This window comes from Candidatus Mycobacterium methanotrophicum (assembly GCF_023515995.1).
GTDB classification, from domain to species: Bacteria; Actinomycetota; Actinomycetes; order Mycobacteriales; family Mycobacteriaceae; genus Mycobacterium; species Mycobacterium methanotrophicum.
This window is the reverse complement of sequence record NZ_CP097320.1, coordinates 639,131-656,556: the sequence shown is the minus strand read 5'-3', so window position 1 is coordinate 656,556 and position 17,426 is coordinate 639,131. Positions and strand designations below refer to the sequence as shown.

21 protein-coding genes and 6 pseudogenes are annotated in these 17,426 nt (G+C 66.1%); 14 read left to right on the top strand and 13 right to left on the bottom strand.

Annotated features, from left to right (window positions below; genetic code table 11):
* Positions 1 to 124 precede the first annotated feature (124 nt).
* A complete protein-coding gene (locus M5I08_RS03595) occupies positions 125 to 1,351 on the top strand; it encodes an IS110 family RNA-guided transposase (RefSeq protein ID WP_249763288.1) in 1,227 nt (408 codons plus the stop codon).
* Between the two features lie 24 nt (positions 1,352 to 1,375).
* On the opposite strand, the pseudogene M5I08_RS03590 reads toward M5I08_RS03595, so the two are convergent.
* Positions 1,376 to 1,504 (bottom strand): annotated as a pseudogene (locus tag M5I08_RS03590) (TetR/AcrR family transcriptional regulator); the annotation flags it as partial.
* A gap of 208 nt (positions 1,505 to 1,712) precedes the next feature.
* Between M5I08_RS03590 and M5I08_RS03585 the strand changes: the two are divergent.
* Positions 1,713 to 2,090: a DUF3060 domain-containing protein gene (locus tag M5I08_RS03585; RefSeq protein ID WP_219070265.1), complete on the top strand. Its 378-nt coding sequence runs from the start codon at positions 1,713 to 1,715 to the stop codon at positions 2,088 to 2,090.
* 5 nt (positions 2,091 to 2,095) lie between these two features.
* Positions 2,096 to 2,536 carry a DUF3060 domain-containing protein gene (locus M5I08_RS03580; RefSeq protein WP_219070284.1) on the top strand — a complete coding sequence of 147 codons (441 nt, stop codon included), beginning with the start codon at positions 2,096 to 2,098 and terminating at the stop codon, positions 2,534 to 2,536.
* Between the two features lie 6 nt (positions 2,537 to 2,542).
* Here the strand turns inward: M5I08_RS03580 and M5I08_RS03575 are convergent, their stop codons facing one another.
* The 8 genes and pseudogenes from M5I08_RS03575 to M5I08_RS03540 form a co-directional block, all read right to left on the bottom strand.
* The gene (locus M5I08_RS03575; protein ID WP_219070267.1) at positions 2,543 to 3,310 is read right to left on the bottom strand and encodes a crotonase/enoyl-CoA hydratase family protein; all 768 of its coding nucleotides are present in this window, start codon (positions 3,308 to 3,310) and stop codon (positions 2,543 to 2,545) included.
* 10 nt (positions 3,311 to 3,320) lie between these two features.
* Positions 3,321 to 4,019 (bottom strand): PaaX family transcriptional regulator C-terminal domain-containing protein, encoded by a 699-nt coding sequence (locus M5I08_RS03570; RefSeq protein WP_219070268.1) that lies wholly within the window; start codon positions 4,017 to 4,019, stop codon positions 3,321 to 3,323.
* A gap of 23 nt (positions 4,020 to 4,042) precedes the next feature.
* Entirely contained in the window at positions 4,043 to 4,981 is a 939-nt protein-coding gene (locus M5I08_RS03565; protein WP_219070270.1) for a crotonase/enoyl-CoA hydratase family protein, read from the bottom strand.
* Between the two features lie 8 nt (positions 4,982 to 4,989).
* Positions 4,990 to 6,618: an acyl-CoA dehydrogenase family protein gene (locus tag M5I08_RS03560; protein ID WP_219070272.1), complete on the bottom strand. Its 1,629-nt coding sequence runs from the start codon at positions 6,616 to 6,618 to the stop codon at positions 4,990 to 4,992.
* 10 nt (positions 6,619 to 6,628) lie between these two features.
* On the bottom strand, positions 6,629 to 6,901 hold the full coding sequence (locus M5I08_RS03555; RefSeq protein ID WP_219070274.1) for a hypothetical protein: 273 nt from the start codon (positions 6,899 to 6,901) through the stop codon (positions 6,629 to 6,631).
* Between the two features lie 33 nt (positions 6,902 to 6,934).
* Positions 6,935 to 7,687 carry a deoxyribonuclease IV gene (locus tag M5I08_RS03550; protein ID WP_219070276.1) on the bottom strand — a complete coding sequence of 251 codons (753 nt, stop codon included), beginning with the start codon at positions 7,685 to 7,687 and terminating at the stop codon, positions 6,935 to 6,937.
* Between the two features lie 90 nt (positions 7,688 to 7,777).
* Positions 7,778 to 8,413: pseudogene (locus M5I08_RS03545) on the bottom strand (type IV toxin-antitoxin system AbiEi family antitoxin); the annotation flags it as partial.
* Positions 8,414 to 8,415: 2 nt separating this feature from the next.
* Positions 8,416 to 8,790, bottom strand: a pseudogene (locus M5I08_RS03540) (GAF domain-containing protein); the annotation flags it as partial.
* A 657-nt stretch (positions 8,791 to 9,447) separates the two neighbouring features.
* On the opposite strand from M5I08_RS03540, the gene M5I08_RS03535 reads away from it, so the two are divergent.
* From M5I08_RS03535 to M5I08_RS26520, 7 genes and pseudogenes are all read left to right on the top strand, one after another.
* Positions 9,448 to 9,849: an STAS domain-containing protein gene (locus M5I08_RS03535; protein WP_249763101.1), complete on the top strand. Its 402-nt coding sequence runs from the start codon at positions 9,448 to 9,450 to the stop codon at positions 9,847 to 9,849.
* A gap of 344 nt (positions 9,850 to 10,193) precedes the next feature.
* A pseudogene (locus tag M5I08_RS03530) lies at positions 10,194 to 10,865 on the top strand (Crp/Fnr family transcriptional regulator); the annotation flags it as partial.
* A gap of 86 nt (positions 10,866 to 10,951) precedes the next feature.
* Entirely contained in the window at positions 10,952 to 12,457 is a 1,506-nt protein-coding gene (locus M5I08_RS03525; protein ID WP_219070282.1) for a sensor histidine kinase, read from the top strand.
* Between the two features lie 210 nt (positions 12,458 to 12,667).
* The gene (locus M5I08_RS03520) at positions 12,668 to 13,468 is read left to right on the top strand and encodes a transposase family protein (protein WP_249762759.1); all 801 of its coding nucleotides are present in this window, start codon (positions 12,668 to 12,670) and stop codon (positions 13,466 to 13,468) included.
* Positions 13,410 to 13,559 (top strand): annotated as a pseudogene (locus M5I08_RS27415) (hypothetical protein); the annotation flags it as partial. The gene M5I08_RS03520 and the pseudogene M5I08_RS27415, both read left to right, overlap by 59 nt.
* 173 nt (positions 13,560 to 13,732) lie before the next feature.
* Positions 13,733 to 14,011, top strand: a complete 279-nt coding sequence (locus M5I08_RS26525) for a hypothetical protein (protein WP_255564694.1) — start codon at positions 13,733 to 13,735, stop codon at positions 14,009 to 14,011.
* 30 nt (positions 14,012 to 14,041) lie between these two features.
* Entirely contained in the window at positions 14,042 to 14,167 is a 126-nt protein-coding gene (locus tag M5I08_RS26520) for a hypothetical protein (protein ID WP_255564693.1), read from the top strand.
* Positions 14,168 to 14,386: 219 nt separating this feature from the next.
* Here the strand turns inward: M5I08_RS26520 and M5I08_RS03510 are convergent, their stop codons facing one another.
* The 3 genes and pseudogenes from M5I08_RS03510 to M5I08_RS03500 all read right to left on the bottom strand — a co-directional run.
* Positions 14,387 to 14,752, bottom strand: a complete 366-nt coding sequence (locus tag M5I08_RS03510) for a hypothetical protein (RefSeq protein WP_219067441.1) — start codon at positions 14,750 to 14,752, stop codon at positions 14,387 to 14,389.
* Between the two features lie 46 nt (positions 14,753 to 14,798).
* Complete coding sequence (locus tag M5I08_RS03505) at positions 14,799 to 15,314, bottom strand: ATP-binding protein (protein ID WP_219067440.1); 516 nt, start codon at positions 15,312 to 15,314, stop codon at positions 14,799 to 14,801.
* Between the two features lie 118 nt (positions 15,315 to 15,432).
* A pseudogene (locus M5I08_RS03500) lies at positions 15,433 to 15,722 on the bottom strand (TetR/AcrR family transcriptional regulator C-terminal ligand-binding domain-containing protein); the annotation flags it as partial.
* A gap of 140 nt (positions 15,723 to 15,862) precedes the next feature.
* Between M5I08_RS03500 and M5I08_RS03495 the strand changes: the two are divergent.
* Positions 15,863 to 16,186, top strand: a complete 324-nt coding sequence (locus M5I08_RS03495) for a hypothetical protein (protein ID WP_219067439.1) — start codon at positions 15,863 to 15,865, stop codon at positions 16,184 to 16,186.
* Between the two features lie 48 nt (positions 16,187 to 16,234).
* Here the strand turns inward: M5I08_RS03495 and M5I08_RS26515 are convergent, their stop codons facing one another.
* Positions 16,235 to 16,441 (bottom strand): YgaP family membrane protein, encoded by a 207-nt coding sequence (locus tag M5I08_RS26515; RefSeq protein ID WP_219067438.1) that lies wholly within the window; start codon positions 16,439 to 16,441, stop codon positions 16,235 to 16,237.
* 287 nt (positions 16,442 to 16,728) lie between these two features.
* Here M5I08_RS26515 and M5I08_RS03490 point away from each other — a divergent pair, with 287 nt between their 5' ends.
* The 3 genes from M5I08_RS03490 to M5I08_RS03480 are packed head-to-tail and all read left to right on the top strand — an operon-like array spanning position 16,729 to position 17,414.
* Positions 16,729 to 16,920 (top strand): hypothetical protein, encoded by a 192-nt coding sequence (locus M5I08_RS03490; protein WP_219067437.1) that lies wholly within the window; start codon positions 16,729 to 16,731, stop codon positions 16,918 to 16,920.
* Positions 16,901 to 17,074: a hypothetical protein gene (locus M5I08_RS03485; RefSeq protein ID WP_219067436.1), complete on the top strand. Its 174-nt coding sequence runs from the start codon at positions 16,901 to 16,903 to the stop codon at positions 17,072 to 17,074. Before M5I08_RS03490 ends, M5I08_RS03485 begins: the two co-directional genes overlap by 20 nt.
* 46 nt (positions 17,075 to 17,120) lie before the next feature.
* Positions 17,121 to 17,414: a hypothetical protein gene (locus M5I08_RS03480; RefSeq protein WP_219067435.1), complete on the top strand. Its 294-nt coding sequence runs from the start codon at positions 17,121 to 17,123 to the stop codon at positions 17,412 to 17,414.
* Positions 17,415 to 17,426 lie beyond the last annotated feature (12 nt).

Genomic DNA, 17,426 nt, shown 5'->3' with positions numbered 1-17,426 from the left:
CGCTGATGGGATGTCGTGCCCGCCCGCGTGGCGTGAGCACTGCTTCATTAGGTCGCCGAGAGTTCTCCCGCACGCTGCCGGCTGTAACCCGGACAACTGCAGACAGGAGCGAGGAGTGGCGAAATTGCTGTACGTGGGCGACGATTGGGCGGAAGATCATCACGACGTCGAACTGATGGACTCGGCGGGACGCAGGCTGGCCAGGGCGCGGCTGCCCGAGGGCGCGGCCGGGATCGCGCGGTTGCACGCGATGATCGGCGCCGAGCTGGGCGCCGACGCCGACATGGCCGAGGTGGCGATCGGAATCGAGACCGACCGGGGCCCGTGGGTGGCCGCGCTGATCGCGGCCGGATACACCGTGTACGCGGTGAACCCGCTGTCGGTGGCCCGGTACCGGGAGCGGCACAGCGTCTCCGGCGCCAAGAGCGACCCGGCGGACGCACACACGCTGGCCGACATGGTCCGCACCGACTCGCACCAGCTGCGCCCGGTGGCCGGCGACAGCGCGGCAGCCGAGGCGGTGAAAGTTGTTGCCCGCTCGCACAAGACGATGATCTGGGACCGCACCCGCCACACCCAGCGGCTGCGGCACGCGCTGCGCGAGTACTTCCCCGCCGCGCTGGAAGCCTTCGACGATCTCGACGCGGCCGATGCGCTGGAACTGCTCGGCAGAGCCCCCGACCCCGCGTCGGCGGCGAAGCTGAACCGCAGCCAGATCCGGGCCGCGCTCAAACACGCCGGTCGCCGCGACATCGACACCAAGACCAGCCGGATCCAGGACGCGCTGCGCGGCGAGCAGCTCGGCCGCGACCCGGTGATCACCACCGCGTACGCGGCTGCCACCCGCTCGATCGTGGCCGTGCTCACCACCCTCAACGAGCAGATCGCGATCCTGCAAGAGCAGGTGGAGGAGCATTTTCACCGGCACCCGGACGCTGAGATCATCCTGTCGCAGCCCGGCCTGGGACCGATCCTCGGCGCCCGGGTGCTCGCCGAATTCGGCGACGACCCAGCACGGTACGCCGACGCGAAGGCCCGCAAGAACTACGCCGGAACCAGCCCGATCACCCGCGCCTCCGGCAAGAAGAAGGTCGTGCTCGCGCGGTTCGTGCATCAGGACAGGCTCATCGACGCGCTGATGACGCAGGCGTTCTCCGCGCTGCGCGCCTCGCCCGGCGCACGCGCCTACTACGACAAGCAACGCGCCCGCGGCCTCGGCCACAACCCCGCGCTGCGCCAGCTCGCCAACCGGCTCGTCGGAATCCTGCACGGCTGCCTCAAGACCCGCACGCTCTACGACGAAGCCACCGCCTGGCCGTCCCACAATCAAGATCAACAAACCGCCGCTTGACATTTAAGCTCCTGGGATGTCTGACAGCGGCGTCCGGGTGAAAGCCGAATACCGGCCCGGGTGGTGATGAGCGTAGCTGCGGTAGGCGCCAGCCATTACCAGCACGGCATCGTCACCGACCCGTCCCTCGGCGACGCGGTTCAGCATGGTGAGCCGCTCAGCTGGCGTGGCGATCGCCCTTCGGGTTGCATTGACCGGGTTGGCCACACCGGTCTCTCGACGATTAATCAGCGAAAACTCTAGTCTGCCGACAATGCCGGCGGGGCGAACGACTCGAAGTGCGGGAAGCCGCCAATGGCGCGCGCCAATCCACGTACGCTCTCCTCGAGCAGATCGCTCGCCATGGCGAGAGGAGCCCGCGGTGAGATGGACACTCGTATGCCGAGCCTTGGCCGCCTTCGGGATTGCGATGGCGTTCATGCTGGCCGCCGGAGCGCCGACCCGGCACGCCACAAACGGTGATACTCATGTCGCCGGCGAGGGTCTCGAGGAGACGGTCGACTGCAATGGCGCTACCCTGTTCGCCGACGGCACGCGCAACGTCGTCAACGCGCTGAGGAGCTGCTGGGCGGTGACGGTGATGGGCTCGAGTCACACCGTCGTCGTGGACAACGTCGCCCATGACATCATTGTCTACGGCGACAACGAGTCGGTCTGTTACAAGAGCGGCCAGCCGTTAGTATGGGACCGCGGCCGCGAACTGGGCACGACCAATCGCATCAGTCAGATTGCGGGGTGAGCACCATGCGTGCACATGCGGTGGCCAGGGCGCTGGCGCTTTCTCTGGTAATGGCGGTGCTCGGGACGGCCGGTTGCGCCGGCAAGAACACCACCGCGGCGCCGTCGACCGCCTCCCGCACCTCGACCAGCACGACGCCCTCGACGACGAGTACCGGTGCGCAGTTCGACATCGGCAACACGATCAACTACGGATCACTCGGTACCACAAGCAGTCTCGATTGCGGCGACGGGAAGTCGCTGAACGTCGGAGGATCCAACAACACGCTGACCGTCAGCGGCACGTGCGGCACCGTGAGCATCGGCGGCGCGGACAACAAGATCACCATCGACAAGATCGACAAGCACCTCAACGTCGTCGGGCTCAACAACACGATCACCTACAAAGACGGCAACCCCAAGGTCGAAAACCTCGGCAGCGGCAACACGATTAACAAGGTCGGCTAGCTTGGGCTACACCGCGGCCGCCCCGTGGCGCCCTGCGCCCGCCGCGAAACGTCCCGCCCCTTCCGTCGCCTCGGTGGCCACCCGGGAAATACTGGCGAATTCGTAGTCCAGCGCGTCTGATTCGGCCAGGCCCCACTGACGCAGTGCTGAGAGCCGATCCGATCGCATGCACTGCTGAGGCAATGCCGCCAGCTCGGCAGCCAATTGCTCGGCGGCTTGGCGCCCTTGACCTTTGGGCACAACGCGATTGGCCAGTCCGATCGCCAACGCCTCCGAGGCGTCGACCGCGCGGCCGGTGAGAATCATGTCCATTGCCCGGCTCTGCCCGATCAGCCGGGGCAGCCGGATTGTGCCGCCGTCGATCAGCGGCACACCCCAACGTCGGCAAAACACCCCGAACACTGCGCCCTCCTCGGCCACCCGCAGGTCGCACCACAGCGCGAGCTCCAAGCCGCCGGCGACGGCGTAGCCACTGACCGCGGCGATCACCGGCTTCGACAGCACCATTCGAGTTGGCCCCATCGGGCCAGGACCCGTACGGTGTACCGCGTTGGCTTCCGGTGTGCCGAACGCCTTCAAATCGGCTCCGGCACAGAAGGTTCCGTTGTCGCCCCATAACACTGCCACCAAAGCGGTGTCGTCGCGATCGAACTCCTCGAACGCCGCATACAACGCAGCAGCCGTCGGGCCGTTGACGGCGTTGCGGGCTTGCGGGCGGTTGAGGATCACCGTGGTTACCGGGCCACTGCGTTCTACGCGTACCGGACCGCTCATGTCGCCTCCACTAATCGGATACCGTCGCGCGCTCGGTCAATTCGGCGGCGAAGTCGTTATAGGCAGCGCGTAACCGCGCGCCCGGCCAGTCGGCGGGCAGCAATTCCGCCGGTAACACCGGGTCGGTCAACAGGTGGCGGACGATGCCGGCGGCGACCACAAATCGAGCGGGAACATCGCTGGCCACCGACATTTCGGCGAGCAACCGATGACCGGTGCAGGCCCACGACGCCAGGTCCCACAACTGTTCGGCGAGCTCATCGGGGGCATCATCGCGGGCCTGCAGTATCCGCACCCGGGCACGCGCCTGCGCGTCCAAGTCGAGTTCAAGGTTGTCCGGACGCATCCACACTCCCTCGCGCATTTCACCGAAGCGCTTGCCGTGCAGCGTGGTTCGCAGCGCCGCGCGCGTTCGCGGGTCGCTACCAACGCTGGTGACAATCACCGTGGTCCAGGATCCCTGCCAGGGCCGCAGCTGTGGTCGCATAGCGTCGTCCTGCCTGCGCTGGCGAGCCAACAGTCGCTCGGAAAGCCGGTAGCCGTCGGCGGACCGGACCAGGTCGCCCGCGCTGACCATCCGCGTCAACGCGACCCGCAGCGTGGCCTCCTTGATACCGAAGTCATCGGTGAGCCTTATCAATTCAGCCACACTAGCCCATGCTGGATGCGCGCCGAGCAGTACGGACAGCACCACCGACCGGGCGGTCATGCGGGTGACTGATTTCGGCGCCGTCATACCTGGGACGTGCGGCGACCGTAATCGCCGAACGGTTCGTCGCGGTGGCGCACAGCGTCGCGAAAGCCGTGTTGCACGGCGTCGACGACAAACGCGTGCCCCTCGGGGGTGTGCCGGGCGATACCGTCGAAAACGGTGCTGACCATCCTGCTGGTGGCCACGCCCTGTTGCAGCAGCGCTGAATTGAGCGCGAGCTTGACCATGATCAGCTGATTGACCGGCACCGCGGCGATTCGCTCGACCAGGCGCTCGGTGCGCTCGTCGAGTTGTTCGGGGTCGGGCGCCTCGACCACCAGGCCCCACTCGGCGGCTTGTGCACCGGTAATGCAGTCCCCAGTCAGCAGAAGGCGTTTGGCGCGCTGATCGCCCAGCCGGTGCGCCCACAACCCGGCGGCCGGCACACCCCAGACCCGGGTGGGCGGGTAACCGATCTTCGCGTCGGACGCAGCGATCACCTGGTCGGCGTGCAGCGCGATGTCGGCGCCGCCGGCCACACAGTAGCCATGGATCTTGACCACCGTCGGCTTGTCCGCGTGCATCAGGCTGGAGAAGCCACGCACGAAGCGGCTCATCATCTGGTAGTCGATCATCGGATCCCACGGCTGATCCGGTAAGTGGTTGACCGCCTGGGCCTTACCGTCCAGCACAGTGCCTTGGTAAGCGCCGGTGCCGCCGGCGGAGCCGGTGCGATCGGCGTATGCGCTCAGGTCGAACCCCGCGCAGAAGCCCTCACCCCGGCCGGAGAGCAAGATGACGTGGACGCTTGGATCAAGATCGGCACGCTCGACCAATGCGGACAACTCCAGGGGAGTGTCGGCGATGATCGCGTTACCCTTCTCCGGGCGGTTGAAGGTAATCCGCGCAACCCGGTCGGTGACCTCATAGGTCATTGTCTTCAAGTTGTCGAAGTCGACCGGTCTGATCGCATGAGTCATGCTGGGTCTCAGCCCTTTACCAGGGCTCGCTCGAGGATCGGCGCGAGGTCCAGCCCGGCAGGCATCGTTCCGAACGCGCCGCCCCACTGCCCGTCGAGGCGGGTCGCCAAGAACGCCTCGGCGACTGCGGGATGTCCGTGCCGCACCAGCAAACAGCCCTGCAGCGCCAGGCAGATGTCCTCGGCGACCTTGCGGGCCCGGTAGGCAATCGTGTCCAACTCGCCGAGCGCAGAGCGCAGCCGTTCGATGTGGCCATCCAAGCGGACATCCTGGCCCGCGCTCTTGGCGAGCTCGTCGAACAGCACGTCGACAGATTCTGGCCGAGTTGCCATGGCGCGCAAGGTATCCAGCGCACTGACATTGCCGGATCCTTCCCAGATTCCCATCAGCGGCGCCTCACGGTACAGCCGCGGCATACCGGAATCCTCGACGTACCCGTTGCCGCCCAAGCATTCCAGCGCCTCAGCCGCATGCGGCGTGGCGCGCTTGCACACCCAGTACTTGCTGGCTGCCAGTCCGATTCGACGTAGCAGCGCCTCGGTCTGGTCTCCCCGGACGGCGTTGTCGGTGGCACCGGCCATTCGCATCGCCACCATAGTGGCGGATTCGGCCTCAATCGCCAAGTCCGCCAATACATTGCGCATCAGCGGCTGATCAATCAGATACTCGCCGAATGCCTTGCGGTGCTGCGCATGGTGCACGGCTTGGGTCAGCCCGGTGCGCATGCTGGTGGCGCCGCCCAGCGCGCAGTCCAGCCGGGTCAGGTTGACCATCTCGATGATGGTCGGCACACCGCGACCCTCCTCGCCAACCAGCCATGCGGTGGCGCCGTCGTACTCGACCTCACTGGACGCGTTGGCATGGTTGCCCAGTTTGTCCTTCAGCCGTTGCAACAGCATCCGGTTGCGGGTGCCGTCGGGCAGCACCCGCGGCAAAAAGAAGCAGGACAGCCCGCCGGACGCCTGCGCGAGCACCAGGAAGATGTCGCACATCGGCGCCGAGGTGAACCACTTGTGACCGGTCAGGCTGTAAGTGCCGTCGGCGTTGCGGGTGGCCTGGGTGGTGCCGGCCCGGACATCGGAGCCGCCCTGCTTTTCGGTCATCGACATGCCCGCCGTGATACCGGCCTTCGCCGCCGGCACCGTGAGCTGCGGGTCGTAGTGCCGGCTGGTCAGCAGCGGTTCGTAGGCCGCGGCGAGGTCGGGGTTGAAGCGCAGGGCGGGAACGACGGCGTACGTCATCGATATCGGGCACATGTGGCCCGGTTCGGCGGTCCATACGCTGGTCTTGGCCGCGCGGACCACATGAGAACCCGGCCGGTCGTCAGCCCACGGTGCGGCGTGCAGGCCGTGCTCGATCGCGGTACGCATCAGCTCGTGGTAGGCGGGGTCGTACTCGACCTCGTCGATGCGGTGGCCGTAGCGGTCGTGGATGCGCAGGATCGGCTGGTTGCGGTCGGCCAGTTCGCCCCAGCGCTGCGCGCGTTTGGACCCGGAGATCGCACCGACCGCGCTCACCTCGTCGAGGCCCCACTGCCCGCCTTCGCGGATCAGTGCCTCGATGAGGACCGGGGAGGACGCCGGGTTGTGCTCCTCCAGCGGCGGGACCTGGTTGGTGACGACATGAGTATCCGGCATGCCGGCAATGTTACATTTTTTCTACAACCGCACAAGACCTGTAAGGTTCACCGGCGATGGGTCCCCCAGCTTTGCGGTGGCCGTCGACGGTGATCAGCACCACGCTGCGGTTGGCCGAACCGCTCGTCGTGCTGACCGGGGCGCCGCAGTGATCGACGTTGCGCCAGAACACATTCGGCTGCGACACCGGCGGGCCGTCGATGTGGGCCACGCCGGGTGCGCGAGGGTCGATGTTGACGTTGCGCCCGATCTCGGCGGCGGCGTCGTCGATCCCTTCCTTCACGGGCCGGCCACGGCGACCGCGGCACACGCGTCCTCAGCTCAGCTGCTCACGAAGGAAGGCGATGTCGTCCTTGCGGCCCTCGTCGGCCGTTTCGCAGATCACCGGCGCGCCCGCGGCCCGGACCACCGCCACCAGCAGGTCGGGGTCGATCTGCCCGGCGCCGAAGTTGGCGTGCCGGTCCGCACCTGAGCCCGCCGCGTCCCGAGAGTCGTTGCAATGCACCAGATCGATGCGGCCGGTCAAGGCTTTTATCCGATCGACCGCGTCAATCAGCTTCTCACCCGCGGCCCACGCATGGCAGGTGTCCAGACAGAACCCGATTCCCTTGTCGCCGATGTGATCCCAGAGCCGTCCGATGGTGTCGAAGTAGCGTGCCATCGCGTGATCGCCGCCGGCCGTGTTCTCCAAGTAGACCTCGACGTCGGTTTCGAGGTAGTCCAGCGCCTTGACCCAGCGCTGGAAGCCGGCCTCCATGCCGTCGTCGTCGGCGTGACCGCCGTGCACAATCACCGCGGCGGCGCCGATCTCGGCCGCGGCGTCACAGGTGTCCTGCAAGATCTTGCGCGACGGGATGCGCACCCGGTTGTTCGCCGACGCGACGTTGATCAGATACGGCGCGTGCACGTACAGCGGCATGGTCGACGCCTTCAGCGTCTCGGCGTCGTCGCGCGGCTTCGGCTTTTTCCAGCTCTGCGGATTGCCGAGGAAGAACTGCACCACGTCGGCGCTGTCCGCCTCCGCGGCGGCCAGGGGATCATCTTGGTGGACATGTGAACCGATGAGCACGTCGGCCAGTCTAGTGGGTCACCGTGTTGCGCGAGCAGACGCAGAACCGCATTCTCGGGACCCCTGCCGGTGCGATTCTGCGTCTGCTCGTCCCGCCAGACGGGGTTTCCGCAGCAGGGCGTTGATCCGCGTCACCAGGCCGGCGGGATCGCCTCTGATGTCGTCGATCGTCATCGGGACGGTTGTCCACCCGCATTCCTGCAACCGCGCAGATTTCAGCCGATCATGCAGCAGGGCTTCGCGGCCCACATGCCATTCGACACTGTCGTATTCGGCGACGACCATCGCGTCCGGCCATGCGAAGTCGACGCGCCACAGTCGGCCGTGCCGGTCGACGATACTGTACTGCAGCTCGGGCATGGGTAATCCGCCGTCGACGAAAACCAGTCGCGCCTCACTCTCCGTCGGCGACTCGGCGCGACCGTCGACGTAGCCGATCAACTCGCGAACTTTGGCAATGCCGCGTCGGCCCTTCTGATCGCCAATTGCTGCCTGCAATTCCGTTGTGATACAAGCGTTTACCTGCAACGCGGCATCGAGCGTCGCCAACGCACGAGATCGTCGCAGCGCCCGCGCGACCTCCATCGCCGTCCACGCTGGAGCTGTTGTCAATCGGCCCTCAACGTGTCTCAGCGGCGCACCCCTTCGCTGATGCACCACCAGACCTTTGGACGATCGCAGCCGCACCCCTGGGTCGAGGACATGAATTCGCGACGTGCTCTCGGTATGAGAGCGCCGACATATTGACCGGCCACGACGACCGGTATCGCATAGACGCCTCTGATCTGGTGGGCCAGCATGGCCGGCCGGTACGCGGGCCAGCGAGACTCCTTAGAGTCGGCGAGATCGGCGACCCGGATAGGAATCCGCCGGGTGACGGCGTCAAGGCAGAGTCCCTCACCGAAGGTGAACTGCAGTTCGTCGTACATCCGGGCAAGTGCGCTGCTAGATCCCAATGTGCCGCTGCTCGCGCCGTCGAAGACGAGCGAAATCGATGCTGCGTCGACGCCGAGCACAACCACGCAGGTCTCGCATAGACGGTCCGCGGCCGCTACGCCTCGTCGGCCGTCGATAGTTGCGAGAAACTGCTCCTGGATCAGCACATTTGACCGAACAGAATCCCGGCGATTGCGGCAGCGCCCGGAGGTCTCGGCACAGGCGTCATCCACCCACCCTCCCACCGGTTGAGGTGTTTGACGAGCCCGCGGCGCCGTCATGGCCGGCGGATCGGTTCAGCAGCCGCCGGTGGAATCTGGCGATCGACTGGTGCCATCAGCGGGAGAATCCTCAAAACGGTCATCGGGACAGATCCCCCGACGGTAGACGCAGCCGGCCCTCTCACCTCTGTCGGCGCCCGCCGCCGGAGAATTCACCATGGGACACGGCCACGATCGTGAACGTCACGTGAAAACCGGCCCCCCCGTTTGACGGGGCCCGGATATGCATGTTGACTCAAAGTTGCTGAATAAAAGCCGGTCTGGGGTCGGTGCCGCCGTCTGTTGGCCGCGGCATCGTGGTAGCGACGCCAACCGCCTAATTCTTGATCTGATCTGATCCGTGCGGTCCGGAGATCCGCAGATGTCTCGCACACTTGCGTACTGATCTTGAGTCTGCAAAGCGTGCTGCACTTGTCACGGACATCGACGGTGAGCGATCACCCCCATAATCCGCCGTGACATGACCGAAGCGAGCATAGGATGAAAGTTCATCGAAGTTCCATCCGCGGTGTTGAGATCTTTCGCGCATGTCTTGGCGCCTCGATGATCAGCGCTGATCAAGTAGCAAGGCAGAAGCGCCGCCGCCGCCAGACGACGGTGGTGACGATCACCGGCGAAATCGACGCCGCAAACAGCGACCGCGTCCGCGAATCAGCAATCCGCATGGTCCCGGTCGCCAACGCGTCGATGATCCTCGACCTGAGCGGCGTCGATTTCTTCGCCGCGCAGGCTATCTCGATATTGATCGCCGTCGATGGCGCTTGCCGCGGCGCCGAGGTGCCCTGGACACTGGTTCCTAGCCGCATCGTCACCAGGGTCCTTCGGCTCACCGGCTGCGGCATCTGCCTTCCCACGGCCAGTTCGGCGCCTGAGGCGCTGCGCCAGCTGACCGCCGCTGCGCCAGCTGACCGCCGCTGCGCGTTGTCAGGCGCCGCCTGGCGGTGACGGCCGCGCCAGCGCCGCACCACGCGGTATCACCGCAGCGGCGTGGGCGATGCCAACCCCACCGCGGCTAGGTCTGCGCTTTTCCACTGCCCGCATCGGGCAGCCCATTCAGCCCGGACACCCCGGTCAGCTCTGAAAGTCGGCACTATGAATGTCCTGCTTGTTCTCGAACCGCCCACGCTGCGATGGCCGTCGGTGTTCGCGCCGGGTTTCACGTTGCGCTGGCGGGGCCATGACCGCCCTGATCGTCGTGAGCGTTGCGCGCCGGCCAACACGCTAAGGGCGTTGTCTGCCATCGCGTTGCGGCAACCCTCGATACCGTGCTCGATCCGGCAGGCAGCGCGGTGAGCGCGGTGTTGACCCGGGCCGGGCTTTTTCACACCGTCGATCCTGCCGTGGAGGCAGAGCTGACAACACACCTGGCGGGCGTGCATTTTTCGGGCCGCCAACAGATCTTCGCCGACGGCGAGCCCGGCGACCAGCTCTACATCATCACCTGCGGCATGGTGAAGCTCGCCCGCCGCTGCCCGGACGGACGCAGCCATCTGATGGCGATCGCGGGACCCTCGGAGATGTTCGGGGAGTTGTCGCTGTGTGATCCCGGCCCGCGCACCGCGACCGCGACCGCGCTGACCGATGTGGATGCACTCGCTATGGGCCGCGAGGCCTTTCAGGCATGGATCGCCGCGCACCCGCAGATTGGCGAGCAGCTGCTGCGGCTGCTGGCCCGCAGGATGCGCCGCACCGAAAACGACCTGTCCGACCTGATTTTCACCGACGTCGCCGCCCGGATCGCCAAACACCTACTCCGGTTATCCCAAAAGTTCGGCGTCCAGCACAACGGCGTGATGCACCTCACCCACAACCTGACCCAAGAAGAACTCGCCCAACTGATCGGCACCTCCCGCGAAACGGTCAACAAAGTCCTCGCCGACTTCGCCGGCCACGGCTGGATACGACTAGACAGACAAAGCATGCTGATCATCGACTCCGATGCCCTGATCCGTCGCGCCCACCACGCTCAACACCGCATCGGTGTCGCCGCGGCCGATCAGTTGCGCGGTACACCGGCGGTGGCCATCGGGATGGGGCCGCTGTCGATATGACGTTGCACCGGATCGTCAATGCGGCGATGGAACTGACCGGCGCCCGCTACGGGGCGTTGGGCATCTACGGGCCCCAAGGCAGCCCGGTGTCGTTGATCTACGAGGGCATCGACGCCGAAACGGCGCGGCGGCTCGGCGACCTACCGGTCGGTGAGGCCCTGCGCGTCGACGACCTGGCGGCCCAACCCCAGCGCGCCGGGCTGGGCGAGCATGACCCTCGGATGCGCGCCTTCCTCGCGGTGCCGCCTAGTGTGCGTGGTGTCGCGTTCGGCGCTCTCTATCTGGTCGATGACCGGCCCGGTCGGGTGTGCTGCGACTCCGACGAGGTCGCCGCGCGGGCATTGGCGTCGGCGGTCGCCATCGACAGCGCGCAAATCCTCGAGGCAGAACGGGCGTCGGCGAAGTGGATGACCGCCTGCCGGGAAATCACGGCCGCGTTATTGTCCGCGGAGCCGAAAACAGCCCTGCTGCAGCTCATCGTCGGCCGAATGCAGGAGTTGGCCGGCGCCGAGTCGGCGATACTGCTGGTGCCGACCGAGCCGGATCTGCCGGCCGAGGAGATCGACACCCTTGTCGTGGCCACCGCGGCGGGCCGAGACGCCGCAGACGTGATCGGCAAACAGGTGCCCGTCGACGATTCCACGACCGGCACTGTGATCCTCGGCCGCATGCCGACGATCACCGGTTGGTTCAAACATCCCCTCAAGGGATTCACCGATGCCGGCGACCGCTCGGTGATCGTGGCGCCGTTGCGGGCCGACGACACGGTGCTCGGAGTGATCGCCGTTGTTCGCAGTCTGCGACAGCCGCCGTTCGGTGACGACTACCCCGAACTCATCAGCGACTTCGCCAGACATGCCGCGATTGCCTTGACACTGACGGTCGACCGCGAGCACATCCGTGAGCTAGCCATCCTGGCCGACCGCGAGCGGATCGCCCACGATCTGCACGACCACGTCATTCAGAAGCTGTTCGCCGCGGGCCTGGACTTGCAGGGCACCATCGCGCGGGCGCAGTCGCCGGAGATCGTCAATCGGCTGACCCATACAGTCGACGACCTGCAGACCACGATCGACGCCATCCGGACGACGATCTTCCCGCTGCAGATGCTTGTGCGGCCGGGCGAGAACTTCCGACAGCAGATCCAGCACAACGTCGCCGAGCTCACCGAAGACCGAGACATCGCGACCACGCTCGACACATCCGGGGAGCTGACGGCAGTCACCGGCGAGCTGGCCAATCACGCCGAGGCCGTCGTCACCGAAGCCGTCAGCAACGCCGTCCGCCACTCCGGGGCCCGTCGGTTGACCGTCCGCGTCGAGGTGGATCACCGGTTGCTCATCGAGGTCGTCGACGACGGCCACGGTATCCCGGCGCAGAATCAACGCCTCAGCGGGCTGGCCAACATGGCGCGGCGGGCCGCGCAGGTCGGCGGCGAATGCTCCATCACCAGTTCAGCCGAGGGCGGAACCCGGGTGTATTGGACCGTGCCGCTGTCGTGATTCGCGGGCGGCATCGATTTTCGGGCACTCTCACCACAACCTCCACACGTCAGTGCGTGCAGCACGCTACGTGTAGTGAGGTTTTCTCACTTGGGGCTCGTGAGTCTGGTGTGACTGGAGTTTTCGGCGTGTCGTAGTGGCTGGGCGTGGGGTCCTTGCTCAAGGATTCGGTTTCGACGAGGAAACCCGCTCCGCTGCAAAGGACCCCACGTGTTCACCTACTCTGCCATCTGCGACGTGCCGGAGGAAACCCTGCTGCATGTGACCGCGCTGCTGCACGTTCACCGGCGCGAGATCAGAACGCGGGCCGGGCGGCGGTCGGGTACGGTGCGCACGCAGGCCAAGCTGGTGCTGCGGTGGTTCCGCGACGACGCCCCGATCCGGTTGTTGGCGATGGAGGCCGGGCTGCCGATCTCCACCAGCTACCGCTATCTGCACGAGGCGATCGACGTGATCGCCGAACAAGCTCCTGACCTGCACGAAGTGCTCGACCGGGCCAAGGCCGAACAGTGGTCGCACGTGACGCTGGACGGGACGCTGATCGCCATCGACCGGGTGGACGAGCGCAACGAGGCCGGCCATCACCGGTGGTATTCGGGCAAGCACAAAACCCAGGGCGGCAATGTGCAGATACTGGCCGACCCGGGCGGGTTCCCGGTGTGGTCGAGCGAGGTCGAGCCGGGCAGCGTGCACGACATCACCGCCGCCCGCGCGCACTGCCTGGGCGCGCTGTACAAGTCCGCGGCCGACGGGGTGCCGACGCTGGCCGACAAGGGCTACGAAGGAGCGGGGATCGGGGTGCACACTCCGGTCAAGGGCCGCGGCCTGGCCGTGGAGAATCAGAGCTACAACATGCTGCTCACCGCGGCGCGTGCCATCGGTGAACGCGCCAACGCCGAACTCAAACAGCGTTGGCGCTGCCTCCGTCGAATCCGCCTGTGTCCAACCAGGATTGGCGCAGTTGTTGCCGCCGCGATCGTACTATCGACTCTCCAACGCGGAAATTACTGAGAAAACGTCACTGAGCACGTTCCGCCGCCGCTGCGGCAAGCGGAGCTGTCGTTGCGCCACCGGTGAGCCGCACGAAAGCCCGGCGCTGCGCTACACAGAGGGCGGCCGCACCAAGCTGGTCACGCTCACCGAGACCGACGTCGCCGAGGTGACCGCCGCACTGGCGCGCTACCGGGAGGCCAAGACGGCGCTGGATCGGTCGGCAGCCAGCGGCGTGGCCGCGTTGCGGGCCCGGTTGGCCTCCCGCCGAGCGGGCGGACAGGCGTGAGCGCGACGGCGGGCGGGCGGGCCGGGGCCGCGGGTGGCGATGGGTTCGCCGCCTCCCGGGCAGGATTCGATCGGTTGGTGAACTTCCTCGACGGCACCGAAGCCGCCGGGCTGGCCCATGCCGAGTTGGAGCACAGGGGGAAGGCCCACAGGTCGGCCAGTATTTTCTGGATGGTGGCGAACAGGGGGCGCACCCAGGTGGCCAGCCAGTACAGCCAGGTGTTGGACATGGCGAATTTCATCAGCCACAGCGTCAGGGCCATCAGGAAGATGTAGCCGGCGGCTTGCCATTGCAGGAGCTCGCAGATGCCTTCGTGGGTGAGACCGGTGTTGACCGCGTTGGCCAGCCATTGTGCCCAGCTGGCGGGGTTTGCGGTGATGCCGGGTCCGGCTTTGGTGATGGCTTCGCTGGTGGACACCACCGACAGGTAGTAGTCGCCGATTGGCACGTGCTGGCTGTCGGTGATCCCCGTCCAGTTGAGCGCCCCGGCAAGGGTGGAGGCCGCGGCCGGGGGCGCGGCGATCACCGCGCACGTGATCAGGGTGTGGGTGGCCAGCCATAGCGTGGTTGCCCACCGCAGTCGGGGGGGTGCAGCGCCAGCTGGTAGCCGATGTAGCCGGCGGCGCGGTGGCTGGGCAGTGTGGCGGCGCTCATGCGGCCCGTCCGGGGGTGGTGTCGTAGGCGTGGTGGATGCGGGGGTCGGGTTCGGGGGCGACCCAGATCGGGGATTTACGCCGAAACTCGTCGACGAAAAATCCGTAGCCTTGCCGGGCCCGGCGCGGGGCGCCGGGGTGTGCTTCATCCTCGTCGAAAGCGGTGGGGTCGCGCATTTCCTCTGGGCTGGGTTGGCCGAGGAAGAATTCTTCGATGTCGGGGTAATCGTCAAGGGGTAAGCCGATTTTCGCGGCGACGGCGCGGGCCAGGTCGTCGTTTTCGAACGGCATAATCAGGTGTTGGGTGATGAATTCATCACCCATGAGCGCCAGGTCGCTGATGGGTTGTTGGGTGATGATCATCAAGCCGGTGTAGTGCTTGCGAGCGCGGCGGCTGATCAGGTGTGCGTCATCCGGTGCCGGCGCGCGAATTGAGCAGGGCGGCAGCTTCTTCGAGAACAATGAGGCCGAATCGGTTGGGGTTGGCGAAGAACGTGACGCGGGCCAGGCGCACCAGCATGCCGTAGACGGCGACGGAGGCGCGTTTGCGGTCCGATAGCCGCTCATACAGGTGTGGGGTGTTCATTTCTTCGGCGGTGGGCAGATCAAGGCTTCCGGTCAGCCACACGGTGACGTCCAACGCATTGAGGTCGGGTACGGGCAGCTCGGCGTTAATGCTGCGAATGTAGGTCATCAGGGCCGCGGTGCTGGTGATGCCGAGATGGCGGCGGGCAGCGGCGGTGAGAATGGGGGCTGCGGGGTTGAATGCGGCCCACAGTCGTGTTTGTGCGCCGCGGAAGTGGCGCACAGCGATCTGGCCCGACCCGGTGAGCGCTTCGCGGAGCCGTTTCACGGTGAGGTCAAGTGTGGCTTGGTCTTTGGCTCTGGCGGCGATGAGAAAAGCTACTTCCAGAGGGTGGAGCATCCCGGGTTTTATGCACACCTCGTTTTGTGTGACCGGGGGTGTCCGATCTGACGGTGAGCGTAGTTCCTGAATGCACCAAGGCGGTCAGCTTGCCCCATGATCCATTTTCCTGGTGCCGACTCCCGCCGCCTTTAGCGCGCTCCGGCCCCCCGATCGCGGCGGTCTCGTCCACCCAGGCGTCGTCGAACTCTCGCCCGGGCCCTAACAGCAGCGTCAGCAACGTCGTTCCCTCGATCACCTCGGTCAACCGATCCGGGTACGTCGGAGTGCGCCTCACCGCGGTCGATGGCTTCGCGCAACCGCAGCCGTACGGCGGGCGTTGAACTGCACGGCGGCGGTCATGTCGGCGGCCAACCCGGGCAACGCAGGCCGCAGATCCGGGTCCGAGGCGACGAAGCTCGCCGCAGCCGGCCACGAAACTACCGCGAATCTGCTTGTGGCCCTGCCGTCTTCGATGATGCCCGACTAGTTTCAGCCGGGCCGGGACGGATCGGCACCGCAGACGACTATACTGTGGGTTGGTCACATCAGCGGAGGGAGCACATCGCATGTCCGCACCAAAGAAAAGCGCCGAGGTCGTACGGGCACATCTGGCCGAGCATGAGAAAATAGCCGAGGCGCACTTGCGAGAGCATCGTGAGTTGGCGGACCGCCACCTCGCGGAGCTTCGGGCCCTCACGGACCGGCATCTGTCCGAGCACCGCGATATCGCTAACCAGGCTGATACGTCTGTCAGCGACTACGAGTCATTGGCCGCGCGGCACATGGACGAGCACCGCAAGCTCACCGAGCGACTGGTGCGCGACCATCAAGGGTTGGCTGACCGGCATCTAGCCGAATTGGACGAACTTCGAGCACGTCATCGGAGTTAACGAAAAACCTACGCGCCGGGCGCTGTTGCGCCTCGGGAATTTCGCGCCCTATCCGGCCCGCTTCCTCGAGCAGGTATTGATCCCCAAGAGAGACCAGACCGGACAGTAGCCGCTGAGACCGGTGAGGAGAGGTAGTAGACCTACTAGACCCCACCACTTGGCCGCTCCGGGAAGCATTATCGGTAGTCCGACGAGGAGAAAAACACCGGCAAAGACGCGGATGATGCGTTCCGCTTTCCCTTCGTTGACAGACATACGGCCTCTTCCCTCTTTTGTCACTCATTTATCTCATCGTGTTTGATCGTATGCCTAAGCTAAGTGGTCTGGCTCGGAATTTCGGTGACGTATTTGTATGGGCGCGGTTATGCGGCGGGGGTGAGGGCGGCGTCTTCGTAGGCGGCGATGCGCGCGAGTAGGACGTTCAGACCCGAATCCGCGATTAGGTCTGTGATCGTCGGCGTGTGTTAAGGCGAAAGTGCCTGCCCTGCATGGAGAATCATGGTTAGCAACATCAGTGATCGCCAGGAGAGGGAGGTGCCTTCGTGGTTGCGAGGATACGCAAGAAGACGCGGTGTGGGAAGCGTGTGCGGGTCGGCGCGCCGGATCCGGGCCTGACACCGAACTCGGGGCTGGCCACCGTCAGCGAGCTGACCAAGCGCCTGGGTGTGGTCGAGGCTATCGACGCGGCGGTTCGCCGGATCAAGACCCGCAATCGTGGCTGCGGCGTCGGTTAGCTGCTGGTGGGGATGGCGGCGGCGCAACTGGCCGAGGGAGGACTTCCTAGTCGGGCTGGACCGCCAGCGTGCCGATAAGGCCGGCCAACGGCTCACCCCCGTGGCGGGCCTGTCGGCGACCACCGCCGGGCTGGCCCGCCGGGTGACCGGCTGAGCGATGGCGCTCGACGGAGACCGGGCTGGGCACCGTCAGTGAGCGGGTGTTGGCGCTGCTGCCGGCGGCGCGGCTGACCGAGGCGGTGACGATCGACATCGATGCCACCGACGTGGAAGTCTATGGACCCAAGAAGCAAGGTGTGGCCTACAACTACGCCGGGCGGCGGTGCGGACGCCCGCACGTGGCGACCTGGGCGCAGACCGAAACCGTCTTGGCGGCAGACCTTTTGGCAGGAGACGAGGATCCGCGCCCGGGCTCGTCGGGGCTGCTGCGCCGCGCGCTGGCCGCGCTGCCGGCGCCCGCGCGGGCATGCGAGCCTGTCACGATTTCTGTGTAAGTCAGAGGTGAT

Excerpts from the sequence above, each read along its gene's own strand:
- M5I08_RS03580 (WP_219070284.1), top strand. The coding sequence starts at position 2,096 with ATGCGTGCACATGCGGTGGCCAGGGCGCTGGCGCTTTCTCTGGTAATG.
- M5I08_RS03575 (WP_219070267.1), bottom strand. The coding sequence starts at position 3,310 with ATGAGCGGTCCGGTACGCGTAGAACGCAGTGGCCCGGTAACCACGGTG.
- M5I08_RS03570 (WP_219070268.1), bottom strand. The coding sequence starts at position 4,019 with ATGACCGCCCGGTCGGTGGTGCTGTCCGTACTGCTCGGCGCGCATCCA.
- M5I08_RS03565 (WP_219070270.1), bottom strand. The coding sequence starts at position 4,981 with ATGACTCATGCGATCAGACCGGTCGACTTCGACAACTTGAAGACAATG.
- M5I08_RS03560 (WP_219070272.1), bottom strand. The coding sequence starts at position 6,618 with ATGCCGGATACTCATGTCGTCACCAACCAGGTCCCGCCGCTGGAGGAG.
- M5I08_RS03535 (WP_249763101.1), top strand. The coding sequence starts at position 9,448 with ATGATCAGCGCTGATCAAGTAGCAAGGCAGAAGCGCCGCCGCCGCCAG.
- M5I08_RS03525 (WP_219070282.1), top strand. The coding sequence starts at position 10,952 with ATGACGTTGCACCGGATCGTCAATGCGGCGATGGAACTGACCGGCGCC.
- M5I08_RS26520 (WP_255564693.1), top strand. The coding sequence starts at position 14,042 with ATGCCTTCGTGGGTGAGACCGGTGTTGACCGCGTTGGCCAGCCATTGT.
- M5I08_RS03510 (WP_219067441.1), bottom strand. The coding sequence starts at position 14,752 with ATGATCATCACCCAACAACCCATCAGCGACCTGGCGCTCATGGGTGAT.
- M5I08_RS03505 (WP_219067440.1), bottom strand. The coding sequence starts at position 15,314 with ATGCTCCACCCTCTGGAAGTAGCTTTTCTCATCGCCGCCAGAGCCAAA.
- M5I08_RS03495 (WP_219067439.1), top strand. The coding sequence starts at position 15,863 with ATGTCCGCACCAAAGAAAAGCGCCGAGGTCGTACGGGCACATCTGGCC.
- M5I08_RS26515 (WP_219067438.1), bottom strand. The coding sequence starts at position 16,441 with ATGTCTGTCAACGAAGGGAAAGCGGAACGCATCATCCGCGTCTTTGCC.